The organism is Bradyrhizobium jicamae (genome assembly GCF_018130695.1).
GTDB classification, from domain to species: domain Bacteria; phylum Pseudomonadota; class Alphaproteobacteria; order Rhizobiales; family Xanthobacteraceae; genus Bradyrhizobium; species Bradyrhizobium jicamae_B.
Genome location: NZ_JAFCJX010000003.1, coordinates 155583 through 168376, shown reverse-complemented (window position 1 = coordinate 168376; position 12794 = coordinate 155583). Strand labels below are relative to the sequence as shown.

Here is a 12794-nt window from a genome sequence, read left to right as displayed (position 1 = left end):
AGGTCACCCACCTAGACTTATTGGCAAAAACATCTATAAACAAGGCACTATAGAGTTTCCGAGACATTCTGGTTGAGTATCCAGGTTCCCCAGCCAGCTCGAAAAAGCCCCTGTCTCATTGTGGCCGCACGCCGGGCCGCGGCCGCGTCGCTTTCAACCTTCGTCCGTCACTTGAACCGCCACATGGCGACTTCGCCCACAATCTCATCGCATCTCGGCAAGCCGCGCCTAGCCGAATGGAATCTGATTGGACCGCGGCGGCAGGCCGCCGGGAAATTTGTTGGCAACGGCAAGCGCGCCAGGCTCGTCGGTCTCGAGCGCGATCTTCTGCGCGAGCATGACGTCTCCGGCCGACAGGCGACCGACGGGCCGGAAACACCAGCCGACGTGGATGCGCCCGTGTTGGTCGAGCTCATAGACGTTGGTCGCGGTGCCGTAGCGGATGCGATAGTGCCGGCCGGTGTCGGATCCCGTGACGTCGAAATACCGGAAGGCTCCGAACTGCGCGCGTTGCGCCGGCGAGAGCCAGGAGAGCAAGAGCGCAAGCGCCCTGCTCTCGGCCTCCTCCCGGCTCAGCCACCGGTCGCGTATCCGGAGCAGCCCGGTACGCAGCCAATCCATCGCGCGTTGCACGGCAACCGGCATGAGGGATCACCCGTGTGAATGCGCGTCAGCCGCCGACCAAACGCGGATAGAACAACGTCTCTTCCGCGGTGGGATCGAACGACTTCACGATCAAGGCTTCACCGGCACCGGTTCTCGTCGCGGCCGTATAGCCGTGCGAGGTCAGCTCCTTGAACCGCGCCTCCGCCAACGCCAGCGCCTCGCTGTCATCCGCCTGGAAATACTGACGGGAGTCACCGGTATGATCCATCACCACGAACGTAGCCATCATTGTCTCCTTGATGCGTCAGACGTTGCACTCCAAATTCAGATCACAGGTTCGGCCGTGGTCGACCGATGCACCATCCAATGTGGCATTGTCGCGCCATCACGGTGCCGGCCGCCGACGGCAGCCGCTGCCCACGCGGCAACAGCACCGAACAGCAAGGCGGCGGCGATCGAAAACGCCAGGATGGTCGAGCTGCGGCGCAACTGCGCGATCGAGGTCCTGGAATCCGCGATCGCAACGTCGACGCGCTTCTCGGCATCGGCCGCGGGCGCGCCGGTCATCGCCGCGACCTGCTGGATCAGATAATTGCGGTCATCGGTGCTGACGCCGCTATGGCCAGAGCCGGTCAGCAGGATCCGCCCGGCCTCCGCACGCGGTAAGCCAATGTCGATATTCGCGGGACGGCGCGCCGATCGGAACAGGCGATCCAGCTCATAGCTCAACAGGGGCTCGGCCGAATTCAACGACGGCCGCTCGCTGGCCGGGCGTTGCGCCGTCGACCACCCGACCAGCGCGAGCACGATGGCGCCGATCAGCACAGCCAGCGCCCACGAGGTCAGCCCGTGCAGGCCATCGCTGGTCTCGACCAATTCTGCAGGCCGGGCCGCGTCCGTGCGCTGCGAACGGCCGGCGATATAGCCGCCGACGCCGAAGCTCACCACCGCTTGCAGGATCAGATACAGCCCGGACAATAATGCCAGCGCGGCTGATGCGTCACGCCAGGTCGGCGAACTGGAGCTGACGCCGAGGCCGATCGTGGCAGCAAAACTGATGAGAACGAGCGAGAGCGCTGCAGCGAAGAGTGCGCCAGCGAACACCGGACTCCATTGCAGCCAATAGAAGCTGACGCGCCCGGCAGGCACATTGTCGTTGTCCATGGCGGCGGCCTATCGCAGTCCGAAGAACGACAGGATCGCCAGAACGACCACGATCAGACCGACCAGATAAATGAGCTGGTTCATGGAAACCTCCAAATTATCGTCGGCGTGACAATCGGAGGACTTGCGCAAAGTTCCTATGGACTGAGGTCCCGAAAGGCGTCCAGGTTCCGCGGCCAGCCCGAAAAGGCGAGTGCACGCTTCGCCTAAACGCGCCCCTTCGCCGCCCCGTGCCGGCCGCGCTGGGAGATGTACTGATCGGCTAGCACGCCGATCAGGATCACGGTGCCCATCACCGCGAAGTTGAGCGAGCTCGGAATGCCCAAGAGATTGACGAGGTTCTGCAGCACCTGCAGCAGCACGGTGCCGAGCACGACGCCGACGATCGAGCCCTCGCCGCCGCGCAGCGAGCAGCCGCCGAGCACGGCGGCGGCGATGGCGTAGAGCTCGTAGAACGAGCCGTGCACGGCCGGCGAGATCGATCTTGTGTACATCGCGATCAGGATCGCCGAGAACGCCGTCAGCCCGCCGCAGATGATGTAGGCGGAGATCATCACGCGGTTGGCACGGATACCGGAATAGCGCGCCGCCTCCTCGTTCTTGCCGACGGCGTAGAGATAGCGGCCGAACACCGAACGGTGCAGCACGACCCAGGCGATCGCGGCGACCACGACCAGCGCCACCACGCTGTGCGGCAGCGGAAAGCCCAGCACGTTGGTGCGGCCCGCGGTCAGCCATTCCAGTGTCGGGAAGCTCGCGCCGAAGCCGAAGCCGGCGGTGGAATCCTCGGTGTAGTAGCGCGCGGCGCCGCGGTAGATCAGAAGCCCGCACAGCGTCACGACGAAGGGCTGGATCTTCATCCGCGTCACCAGCGTGCCGTGCACGAGGCCAATCACGAGCCCGGCCGCGATAATGATGGCAAAGGCCAGCACCCAGTTGACGTCGTGATTGACGATGAGGTCGATGAAGAGCACGCCGAGCAACGCGATCACCGAGCCGACCGACAGCTCGATGCCGCCGATGATGATCACAAACGCTTCCGCGATCGAGAAGATGCCGAACAGCCCGACCTGGTTCAGCGTATTGGAGAGGTTGCCGACCAGCAGGAAGCGCGGGTTGATCAAGGCGACGACGGTGCCGACCACGAGAATCAGGACCAGCAGGCTCAGGTCTTTCTTGTGCAAGGTCCCCTCACTTCAAGTATGTCCAACCGCCAGCTCGAGCACATTGTGCTCGCTGAACTGGCTGCGATCAAGGAAGCCCGAGATCGCGCCCTCATGCATCACGGCGATGCGGTCGCTGACGCCGATCACCTCTTCCATGTCGCTCGAGATCATCAGGATCGCGACGCCGGCGTCCGCGAGGCCGCGCAGCATGTCGTAGATCTCCTGCTTGGCGCCGACGTCGATGCCCCGCGTGGGCTCGTCGAAGATCAGCACCTTCGGCCGCATCGAGAGCCATTTGGCGAGCACGACCTTCTGCTGGTTGCCGCCGGACAATGAGCCGACGGTCGTCGTCACATCAGGCGTCCTGATCTTCAACCGTTCGCGCTGATGGTGCGCGTTCTTGGTCTCACGGGCCCTGTCGACCAGAAAGAAGCGCAAGTAAGACGCGAGATCCGGCAGCGAAATGTTTTCCGCGATCGAGCCGTCGAGCAGCAGCCCCGAGCTCTTGCGGTCCTCGGGGACAAGATAGATGCCGTGCTCGATCGCTGCGCGCGGCGTCGCCACCTGGATCGGCACGCCGTTGAGCTTGATGGCACCGCCGCGCAAGGAATCGACGCCGAAGATGGCGCGTGCCAACTCGGTGCGGCCGGAGCCGACCAATCCGGCGAGACCAAGGATTTCGCCCCGACGTACCGTCAAACTCACCGCGCGATCCGGATAGGTATCGGTGACGGCTTCGACGATGTCGAGCACGCCGTCGCCGGGTGGCGCGGCCGGCGGCACGTAGAGCGATTTGAGGTCGCGCCCGATCATCAGCTTGATCATCGCACCTGGCGACAGTTCGGCACGGCTGAGCGCACCGACCATGCGGCCGTCGCGCAGCACCACCGCGCGGTCGGCGCATTGCATCACCTCGTTGAGACGGTGGGTGATGAAGATGATGCTGACGCCCTCGGCCTTGAGGCCGGCGATCACCCGCATCAGGCGGTCGGTCTCGGTCAGGGTCAGGCTCGAGGTCGGCTCGTCCATGATCACGAGGCGCGCATCGAGCGATAGCGCCTTCATGATCTCCACGAGCTGACGCTGCGCCAGCGACAGCTCGGCCAGCGACGCATCGGGTTCGAAATCGGCGCCGAGCCGCTCCAGCAGCGGCCGCATCCAGGCATACATCTGTTTGCGGTCGATCAGCTTCAGCGGCCCGCCATAGACCGGCTCGCGGCCGATATAGACGTTGCCGGCGACGTCGAGATTGTCGAAGAGATTGAGTTCCTGATGCACGAAGGCGATGCCGGCCTTGATCGCGTCCGCCACCGTCAGCGATGTGCGTTCGGTGCCATCGACCTTGATGACCCCGCCGCTCGGCTCGACCACGCCGCCGAGCACGCGCATCAGCGTCGACTTGCCGGCGCCGTTCTCGCCGATCAGCGCAATCACCTCGCCGGGCGAAACAGACAGCCCGACGTGGTCGAGTGCGACCACGCCGGGATACTCCTTGCGGATATCTGATAGTTCGAGGAACGGCCCAGGCACGCCGCGCTGAGCCTTTACTTCTTCAGCATCGCCTTCATCGAGGCCATGAAGTCGTCGACATTCGACTTGTCGATGACCTTGCCGGGAACGATGATGATGCCCTTCGGCGGAATGCCCGACTTGTCGCCCTCGATGTATTTGGCCATCAGCTTCATGCCCTGATAGCCCCACTCGAACGGCTGCTGCACGACGGTGCCGGCGATCGAGCCTTCCTTGACGCCGCCGAGCGTGATCGGATCCTCGTCGAAGCCGATGATCTGGATCTTGTTGAGCTTGCCGGCCTCCTTCAGCACTTCATAAATGCGCGGCGTGTTGTAGGAGTAGAAGCCGACCAGGCAGCTGACGTCGGGCATCGCAGCGAGGATGTCCTCGACATTGCGCTTGGCGCGGGTCTGGTCGATCTCGTCGCCGCGGACGTCGACCAGCTCGACCTTGGAGCCCTTGATGGTCTCCTTGACGCCTTCGATGCGCTCGCGCGCATTGTCGGCGCCGGGCAGGCCAACGAAGCCGACGCACTTGCCGCCGTTCGGCAGCGCCTTGAGCATCAACTTGCCCGCGTCCTTGCCGAGATCGACGTTGGACGAGCCGATATAGGCGACCCGCTTCGACTGCGGGGCGTCGCTATCGGTGGTGAACAGCACCGTCTGCGAAGCGACCTTGTCGAGTTGCGCGGTCTGGTTCTTCGGGTCGACGGAGCTGACCATGATGCCGGCGGCGCCCGCCGCGACCAGATCCTCCATCACGCGCTGCTGCACAGCAGCGGCAGCCTGTTCCGGATATTTGAACTGCAAATCGTATTTCGGAAGCTCGCCCTGCGCCTTCTTCACGCCGGCTTCCGCAATCTTCCAGAAGTCGGACGCGCCGTTGACGACGAAGGCCAGGACTTTCTTGTCCGCGGCGTTCGCAGCGCTCATCCCGAGCGCCATCGCCAACGCAGCCGAAACACCCGCAACCAAGAGGCGCTGCATCTATTCTCTCCCTGAATGTGGCTGGCCATCTTAAGGGCCAGCTCTTGTCGTCATGCAGAACGCAATTCTTGTCCGCGCTCGCGAAGACGCAGCATCTGCCTGAGTTTCGCAAGGGATGAAAAAAATGCGCCCGACGACAGGCTATCAGAAAGATTCACGCGTGCAACCGAAAGCGAGTTTTTGCAACTGCTCAACCGCCCGGCGTCGCGTCACCGCCGGTCAACACAATCAGAAACAGTTCCAGGTCAACCGAAGTCGGCAATGCGCGCATCGAGCGCGAACATGCCCAGATAGATTTCGGGATCGCTGGCCCTGCGGAGCACGTCCGGCGCGATCTCTTCCGCCTTCCACAACGCATTTTGCGCCGACGCCAGGTCGAGCGCTTCGATGATCAGCAACCCCTCAAAAAACCCCTCATTTTTCCGCATGCCCTTTTCCGTCGTCTGGACGGAGGTGCGGGCCGCATCGGTCGCGCCGATTTGCACTGCGGCAACGCCGTCGCACGCAACCAGCGCCTGGACCAGCCGCGCGGGATCGGCCGGCATTTTCTCGACCCGCAAGGCCATCACGGTCGCCCCCTCGCCGCGTCCGCCGCGGGCCACCATGACGCCGCCGCCCCGGATGAAATTGCCAAGCTTCGGCATGATGCGCTGCGACCATGGCGACGGCGCATTGAGCCGCGCCATGTAGGCCGGACCATCGAGCACCTCCGGCGTTTCCAGCTCATAGAGAATAAAGAAGCGGTTGATGTCGTCCCGTGCAGCGCGGAACACCCGCGAGGCCAGAAACCCCCTGGTCGTCACCCGCTCGGTCGTGTGCTCACGGGTGAGCCAGTGCCGGTAATCGACGAGATCGTCAGCCTCGACGTCGCTCCAGATCGCGAGAAATCCCGTGCCGCGCATCCTGATCTCCTTACGCCTTGCCGCTGGTCGCGAGCCCGTGCAGGGCCGCTGGAACCGTGTCAGGCAATTTTCCGAGTCGCTGCACGGCCGCCAGCATCGCCGCGAGGTAGCCATAAGGACCGAGGCCGCAGATCACAGCCGTACAGGCGCTCGATGTGATGGAGTGTCGGTGCAGTTCGTCCCGCGCATGGATGTTCGAGATATGCACCTCGATCTTCGGACCCTCAAAGATCTTCAGCGCATCGATCAGCGCGATCGAGGTGAAGGAATAGGCCGCCGGGTTCATGATGATCGCGTCGGCCTTGCCCCCATGCGCCGACTGGATCAGATTGACCAGCTCACCCTCCATGTTCGACTGGTGGAACGAGATCGAGATGCCCAGATAATCGGCAAGCGCCTGGCAGCTCGCCTCGATCTCCTGCAAGGTCGTCGCGCCGTAGATGTGGGGCTCGCGGATCCCCAGGAAATTCAGATTGGGTCCGTTGAGGATCATGATCCGGATTGTCATGTGCGTCCTTCCCTGTTCTAGCCGCCGAACCATTTCGCCGGGATCGTCACGAGCCCCGGGAATAGCACCATCACGAATAGCACGACCAGCTGCGCGATCATGAAGGGCCAGACGCCCTTGATGACGTCCTCCATGCTGATCCTGGAGACGCCGCAGACGACGTTGAGCACGATGCCGACCGGCGGCGTGATCAGGCCGATCGAATTGTTGATGATGAACAGCACGCCGAAATAGACGGGGTCGATGCCGGCGGCCTTGACGATCGGCATCAGGATCGGCGTCAGGATCAGGATGGTCGGCGTCATGTCGAGCGCCGTGCCCACGATCACGACGACGACCATGATCGCCAGCATCAGGAGCGTGTTGTTGCCCATGAAGGGTTTGAGGAGATCGACGACCTGCATCGAGATCTCGGAGACCGTGATCAGCCAGGACGACACCAGCGCGGCCGCGACCAGGAACATCACGACGCTGGTCGTCACCGCCGATGACACGATGACGGCGTAGAGCTCCGACCATTTCAGCTCGCGATAGATGCAGGTCGCGACAAACAGCGAATAGACCGCTACGACCACGCCCGCCTCGGTCGGCGTGAAGATGCCGAAGCGCAGGCCCACGATGATGATCCCCGGCAGCATCAGCGCCCAGAAGCCGTCCATGATGGCGTGAGCGACCTCACGGAAAGAGGCGCGCGGCGGCGGCGTCAGATCTTCCGCGCGCACCACCCACCACCAGGCGATGCAGAGGCCCAGTCCGAGCAGCAGGCCGGGAAAGATGCCGGCGAGAAACAGCTTTGAGATCGAGACGTTGGCAGCGACGCCGAACACGACAAAGCCGATGCTCGGCGGAATCACGGGACCGATGACGCCGCCGGCGGCGACAAGTCCGGCCGCGTAGGTCTTCTTGTGGCCGGCCGCCACCATCATCGGCACCAGCAGCGCGGCAAGCGCTGCGGCGTCTGCAGCGGCCGATCCCGACAGCGACGACAGGATGCAGGCGGCCAGGATCGTCACATAGCCGAGCCCGCCGCGGAAATGCCCGACCGCCACCAGCGCAACGTTGACGATGCGCTTGGCGAGGCCACCCTTGTTCATGATCTCGCCGGCGAGCATGAAGAAGGGAATCGCCATCAGCGGAAAGCTGTCCGCGCCGTTGATGACGTTCTGCGCCACGATCTGGGAATCGAACATGTCGATCGTGCTCATCAGCGCTACGCCGCAGATCAGCAGCGCAAACGCGATCGGCATGCCCAGCGCCATCGCACCCAGCAGCGAAAAGGTGAAGACCGCGATCGTCATGAGGTGAACCCGCTGGCTCGGAGGGAGCGGTTGCGACGAGAGGACATCACTGCTCCTCCGACTCCCGTACTGCGACCATGTCTTCCTCGCTGGCCTGCCCGGTGATCACCCGGGTGAGGTCGTAGAGCAGGATGATCCCGGTCGAGACGGCGAAGATCACGCCGACCGCGTAGAAGATCGCCATCGACAGGCCGGTGGCCGGCGCGCGATCGTCGATGTTGATCATGGTCTGGCGCCAGCTGCCCGTGAGCAGCAGCCAGTCGGCAAACAGCATCAGGCCGTAATTGATGACGAAACAGACGCGCTTGCCCATGGCCGGCAGCATCCGCACCAGCGTATCGACGCCGAGATGGGCGTGCTCGCGCATCGCGACGATGGCACCGAGAAAGGTCAGCCAGACCAGCAGCCAGCGCGACAGTTCCTCCGAGATCGTGATGCCGGAGTTGAAGCCGTAGCGCAGGACGACGTTGCCGAACACCAGCACCACCATCACCACCAGACAGGCGGCGATGACGGCCTTCAGGAACGCACAATAGAGATCGAGAGCTCGCGCCATGGGTAACATCCGGGCAAAGGGAATCCGAGAGCCGGCCACGCGGCCGGCTCTGCCGCCTGCATGTTCGGTCGATTACTTCACGTCCTTGCGGACGCGCTCGAGCTCCGAGTTGAAAAGCTTCACCGCCTCCGGCTTGAGGTTGGCGGAGATCTTGTCGACCACCGGCTGCGCGGTCTTGCGCATGCGGTCGAGCTCTTCCGGCGCGACCGTGTTGTACTGCATGCCCTTGGCCTGCAATTCCGTCAGCGCCTTCTCGGTCTGAGCCTTGGTCTGCTCCTTCTGGTAGCCGCGGCTCTCCTCATAGGCCTCGCGCATCAGGCGCTGCTCGGTCGGCGACAGCTTGTCCCAGAACGCCTTGCTGACGAGGATGATGTTCAGCGTGAAGGTGTGGTTGGTGGCCGAGACGTATTTCTGCACCTCGTAGAACTTGTTGGAGAGGATCACCGTGAACGGATTCTCTTCGCCGTCGACGGTGCGCGTCTCCAGCGCCGAATATAGCTCGCCGAACGCCATCGGCACCGGGTTGGCTTTGAATGAGCCGAAGGTCTCGAGGTAAACCGGGTTCGGGATCACGCGCAGCTTGAGCCCGCTGAAATCCTCGAGCTTGGTGATGGGACGGGTGCTGTTGGTGACGTTGCGGAAGCCGAGGCCCCAGTAGCCGAGGCCGATCAGTCCCTTTGACGGCAGCGTGTCGATCATCGCCTTGCCAAACGCGCCGGTGCCGAGCGCATCGGCCTGCTCGACCGTGTTCACGATGAAGGGGAAGTCGAGCAGCCCGAACTCCGGCACGACGGTCGCAAGCGACGTCGTCGAGGCCGACAGCATTTCCTGGGTGCCGCCGCGCAGCGCCGATTGCTGCTGCAGCTCGTTGCCGAGCTGCGAGGCCGCGAACTCGCGGATCTTCATCTTGCCCCCGCTCTTCCTAAGCAGGATCTCGGCGAACTTCTGCACGCCCATGCTGACGGGGTGATCGGTATTGTTCAGGTGTCCCCACCTGATCGTCCGCTCCTGAATGTCGTCGGCGGCGGATGCCCCCACTGTCAGCGCAACGCAGATCGCCGTCGCCGACAGCGCCCGTACCAACAAGCTCATTTTGACCTCCCTGAATGCCCGCGGCGCGAACGGGGCTTAAGCCCTTGCTTTCCACGCCTTCAGGTCAATCTGAAATCATACGTTTATTATCATGTCAAATGATGATATTGTTTTCATATGAGATTCATGTAGACATAGGATGCGTCGACTCTGCTATAGTGCTGGCAACATTGAGGGTTCAGCCCCGCCGATGGGCGGCGCATCCGGCAAAGCGGGATTTGAAGGCATGACGTTCCTGGAGGGACGGCCCCTGTCGGCGGGCGACAGCGGCTATCAACGGATTCGCTCCGACATCATCTTCGGCGTGCTGACGCCGTCGGGACGGCTCAAGCTCGACGCGATGAAGGAGGACTACGGCGTCAGCATCTCGACGCTGCGCGAGATCCTCAATCGCCTGGCGTCCGAGGGATTTGTGGTGGCCGAAGGCCAGCGCGGCTTCGAGGTCGCCCCCGTATCGATCCAGAACCTGCGCGAGCTCGCCGACCTTCGCATCCTGCTTGAGCATCACGCGATGGCCGAGTCGTTTCGCGCCGGCGATATGGAATGGGAAGGCCGCGTCGTCTCCGCCCATCACAAGCTGGCGGCGACCGAGCGCACCATCGCCGCCGCCGGCGACGATCCGGAGCTGCGCAAGCGCTATGACGGCGAATTCCACCAGGCGCTGATCTCGAGCTGCGGCTCGCGCGAGCTGATGCAGACCCACTCCGTCGTGTTCGACAAATATTTCCGCTACGCGCTGCGCTACCGCGGCACCGAGACCATCAACCAGCACAAGGCGCTGCTGGACTGCGCGCTGAAGCGCGACATCGAGACCGCGAGGGCGGTGCTGACCGACCACATCAACAACTGCGTCGCCTTCGCCCTCTCGTCGTGGAAAGAGGGGTCACCGGCTTAACGCCGGACGGACGTCAAACAAGAAGCGGCGCAGGCCGCCACGGATCGCCGATGCATCCCAATAGTCCATTCTCCATGGCGAGGCTCGACGGCTTGCTCGATGCGGCCGGCATCGACGTCCTGCTCGTCACTTCCCGGCATAACATCCAGTACCTGCTCGGCGGCTACTATCACTTCCAGTTCGATTACATGGAGGCGATCGGCATCAGCCGTTACTTGCCAATCGTCGTCTATGTGAAGGGCGCGCTCGACAAATCCGCCTACATCGCCAACCGCAACGAGCGCGACAGCGTCCAGAACAGGATCGACGCCGGACACTGGATGCCGCAAGTCTTGTTCGGGTCGTCCACCTCCGTCGAGGCGATGGCGCTGGCGCTGAAGCATGTGAAGGCCGTCGCGACCTCCCCGCTCCGTATCGGCGTCGAGATGTCGTTCCTGCCCGCCGATGCGGCGGACGCACTGCGCGCGAGCCTTGGCGATTGTCCGATCGTGGAGGCGATGCGTCCGCTCGAAAAACTGCGCGCCATCAAGAGCCCCGCTGAGCTCGATATCCTCCGCGAAGCCTCCGAGCGCGTCGTCGATTCCATGCTGGATACCGTCAAGCTGACGCGGCTTGGGCAGAGCAAGCGCGAGATCATCGGCCATCTGCGCCAGGCCGAACTCTCCCGCGACATGGTCTTCGAATATGCGCTGGTGACATTGGGCACGAGCTTCAATCGCGCCCCGTCTGATCAGCGGCTGAAACGCGGTGACGTCGTGTCGCTCGACTCCGGCGGCAATTTTCGCGGGTACATCGGCGATCTCTGCCGCATGGCCGTGCACGGCGCGCCCGACCAGGAGCTGGTCGATCTGCTCGGCGAGATCGATCGGGTCCAACAAGCAGCGCGGGCGCCGATCAAGGCCGGCCTGCTCGGCCGCGACATCTACACGGCGGCGCGCGATGCGCTCGCACGGTCGCCACACCGCGAGCAGATGCATTTCGTCGCCCACGGCATGGGCATCGTCAGCCACGAGGCGCCGCGCCTGACCGCTGATGGTCCGATCCCCTATCCTGCCGACGACGCCGATCATTCGCTGGAGGCCGGCATGGTGATCTCGATCGAGACCACCCTGCCCCACAAGCAGCGCGGCTTCATCAAGCTCGAGGATACGATCGCCGTTACTGCCAATGGATATGACGCGTTCGGCGACCACGCCCGCGGCTGGAATCAGATACCCGAATGAGCATCGCCACGATCCCTGCCGACAAGGTCGAGACCGCCGTTGCGGCCAAAGATGCGCTCGGCGAAACGCCGTTGTGGTGCGACCGGTCACGGAAGCTGTGGTGGATCGATGTCGATCGACGGCTGCATCAGTCCTTCGATCCCGCGACCGGCGCGCACCGGACATATTCCCACGAGGGCCAATTCCTCGGCAGCCAGGCCCTGACATCCGCCGGCTCGCATCTGCTGGCGCTGGACCTCGGCCTTCATCACCAGGACCCGGTGCGCCACATCTGCGACGTCGAACGCGAGATCGACAATCGCCTCAATGACGGGCGCATCGATGCACGGGGCCGGCTGTGGATCGGCACGATGGACAATCAGCTGCACCGGCCGAACGGCGCGCTGTATCGCGTCACCGGCGATGGCGAGGTGACGCGCCTGTTCAGCGACGTCATCGTCACCAACGGCATTGCGTTTGCGCCCGACAACCGCACGCTCTATTTCACCGACACGCGGCGCTACTGCACCTGGCAATTCGATTTCGATCTCGACGACGGCGCCATCTCCAATCGAAGGCTGTTTGCCGACTATCGCGCCACCGGCGAGCGGCCGGACGGCGCCTGCGTCGATGTCGATGGCGGCATCTGGCAGGCGTTCTTCTCCGGCCGCCGCGTGGTGCGCTACCGCCCGGACGGCCGGATCGACACGGTCATCCACCTGCCCGTGACCAATCCAACCTGCGTCTGCTTCGGAGGCCGCGATCTCACGACGCTGTTCATCACGTCAGCGCGGAAATTCCTGAGCGACGAGCAGCTGCGCAGCGAGCCCCAGGCAGGCCATGTTCTCGCTATTCACGGCCTCGCGCAGGGCCTGCCCGAACATCGCTTCGCGATGTCGCTCTAGCG

14 protein-coding genes are annotated in these 12794 nt (G+C 63.5%); 3 read left to right on the top strand and 11 right to left on the bottom strand.

Going from position 1 to position 12794, the window contains the following annotated elements; all coding sequences use genetic code 11:
* Window positions 1-228 precede the first annotated feature (228 nt).
* From JQ604_RS06005 to JQ604_RS05955, 11 genes are all read right to left on the bottom strand, one after another.
* Window positions 229-645, bottom strand: coding sequence for a hypothetical protein (locus JQ604_RS06005; protein ID WP_249158047.1), 417 nt, complete (start codon window positions 643-645; stop codon window positions 229-231).
* 25 nt (window positions 646-670) lie between these two features.
* A complete protein-coding gene (locus JQ604_RS06000) occupies window positions 671-892 on the bottom strand; it encodes a hypothetical protein (RefSeq protein ID WP_212354289.1) in 222 nt (73 codons plus the stop codon).
* Window positions 893-930: 38 nt separating this feature from the next.
* Complete coding sequence (locus JQ604_RS05995; RefSeq protein WP_212354287.1) at window positions 931-1770, bottom strand: hypothetical protein; 840 nt, start codon at window positions 1768-1770, stop codon at window positions 931-933.
* Between the two features lie 206 nt (window positions 1771-1976).
* Complete coding sequence (locus JQ604_RS05990; protein WP_212354285.1) at window positions 1977-2954, bottom strand: ABC transporter permease; 978 nt, start codon at window positions 2952-2954, stop codon at window positions 1977-1979.
* A 12-nt stretch (window positions 2955-2966) separates the two neighbouring features.
* Complete coding sequence (locus JQ604_RS05985) at window positions 2967-4466, bottom strand: sugar ABC transporter ATP-binding protein (RefSeq protein WP_212354283.1); 1500 nt, start codon at window positions 4464-4466, stop codon at window positions 2967-2969.
* A 14-nt stretch (window positions 4467-4480) separates the two neighbouring features.
* On the bottom strand, window positions 4481-5434 hold the full coding sequence (locus JQ604_RS05980) for a sugar-binding protein (RefSeq protein WP_212354281.1): 954 nt from the start codon (window positions 5432-5434) through the stop codon (window positions 4481-4483).
* A 245-nt stretch (window positions 5435-5679) separates the two neighbouring features.
* The gene (locus JQ604_RS05975; protein ID WP_212354279.1) at window positions 5680-6336 is read right to left on the bottom strand and encodes a hypothetical protein; all 657 of its coding nucleotides are present in this window, start codon (window positions 6334-6336) and stop codon (window positions 5680-5682) included.
* 10 nt (window positions 6337-6346) lie between these two features.
* Window positions 6347-6844 (bottom strand): type II 3-dehydroquinate dehydratase, encoded by a 498-nt coding sequence (locus JQ604_RS05970; protein ID WP_212354277.1) that lies wholly within the window; start codon window positions 6842-6844, stop codon window positions 6347-6349.
* A 17-nt stretch (window positions 6845-6861) separates the two neighbouring features.
* Entirely contained in the window at window positions 6862-8142 is a 1281-nt protein-coding gene (locus JQ604_RS05965) for a TRAP transporter large permease subunit (RefSeq protein WP_212354274.1), read from the bottom strand.
* Between the two features lie 46 nt (window positions 8143-8188).
* Window positions 8189-8698, bottom strand: coding sequence for a TRAP transporter small permease (locus JQ604_RS05960; RefSeq protein ID WP_212354272.1), 510 nt, complete (start codon window positions 8696-8698; stop codon window positions 8189-8191).
* A 72-nt stretch (window positions 8699-8770) separates the two neighbouring features.
* The gene (locus tag JQ604_RS05955; protein WP_212354270.1) at window positions 8771-9790 is read right to left on the bottom strand and encodes a TRAP transporter substrate-binding protein; all 1020 of its coding nucleotides are present in this window, start codon (window positions 9788-9790) and stop codon (window positions 8771-8773) included.
* Between the two features lie 226 nt (window positions 9791-10016).
* Here JQ604_RS05955 and JQ604_RS05950 point away from each other — a divergent pair, with 226 nt between their 5' ends.
* Genes JQ604_RS05950 through JQ604_RS05940 form a run of 3 tightly spaced genes read left to right on the top strand, consistent with a single transcriptional unit; the run spans window position 10017 to window position 12792 of the window.
* Window positions 10017-10685 (top strand): GntR family transcriptional regulator, encoded by a 669-nt coding sequence (locus JQ604_RS05950; RefSeq protein WP_212354267.1) that lies wholly within the window; start codon window positions 10017-10019, stop codon window positions 10683-10685.
* A 50-nt stretch (window positions 10686-10735) separates the two neighbouring features.
* Window positions 10736-11908, top strand: coding sequence for a M24 family metallopeptidase (locus tag JQ604_RS05945; protein ID WP_212354265.1), 1173 nt, complete (start codon window positions 10736-10738; stop codon window positions 11906-11908).
* The gene (locus JQ604_RS05940) at window positions 11905-12792 is read left to right on the top strand and encodes an SMP-30/gluconolactonase/LRE family protein (protein ID WP_212354263.1); all 888 of its coding nucleotides are present in this window, start codon (window positions 11905-11907) and stop codon (window positions 12790-12792) included. The genes JQ604_RS05945 and JQ604_RS05940 overlap by 4 nt, the downstream gene beginning before the upstream one ends.
* The last annotated feature ends 2 nt before the right edge of the window (window positions 12793-12794 follow it).

Coding starts and splice junctions, on each gene's coding strand:
- JQ604_RS06005 (WP_249158047.1), bottom strand. CDS start 645: ATGCCGGTTGCCGTGCAACGCGCGATGGATTGGCTGCGTACCGGGCTG.
- JQ604_RS06000 (WP_212354289.1), bottom strand. CDS start 892: ATGGCTACGTTCGTGGTGATGGATCATACCGGTGACTCCCGTCAGTAT.
- JQ604_RS05995 (WP_212354287.1), bottom strand. CDS start 1,770: ATGGACAACGACAATGTGCCTGCCGGGCGCGTCAGCTTCTATTGGCTG.
- JQ604_RS05980 (WP_212354281.1), bottom strand. CDS start 5,434: ATGCAGCGCCTCTTGGTTGCGGGTGTTTCGGCTGCGTTGGCGATGGCG.
- JQ604_RS05975 (WP_212354279.1), bottom strand. CDS start 6,336: ATGCGCGGCACGGGATTTCTCGCGATCTGGAGCGACGTCGAGGCTGAC.
- JQ604_RS05970 (WP_212354277.1), bottom strand. CDS start 6,844: ATGACAATCCGGATCATGATCCTCAACGGACCCAATCTGAATTTCCTG.
- JQ604_RS05965 (WP_212354274.1), bottom strand. CDS start 8,142: ATGACGATCGCGGTCTTCACCTTTTCGCTGCTGGGTGCGATGGCGCTG.
- JQ604_RS05960 (WP_212354272.1), bottom strand. CDS start 8,698: ATGGCGCGAGCTCTCGATCTCTATTGTGCGTTCCTGAAGGCCGTCATC.
- JQ604_RS05955 (WP_212354270.1), bottom strand. CDS start 9,790: ATGAGCTTGTTGGTACGGGCGCTGTCGGCGACGGCGATCTGCGTTGCG.
- JQ604_RS05950 (WP_212354267.1), top strand. CDS start 10,017: ATGACGTTCCTGGAGGGACGGCCCCTGTCGGCGGGCGACAGCGGCTAT.
- JQ604_RS05945 (WP_212354265.1), top strand. CDS start 10,736: ATGCATCCCAATAGTCCATTCTCCATGGCGAGGCTCGACGGCTTGCTC.
- JQ604_RS05940 (WP_212354263.1), top strand. CDS start 11,905: ATGAGCATCGCCACGATCCCTGCCGACAAGGTCGAGACCGCCGTTGCG.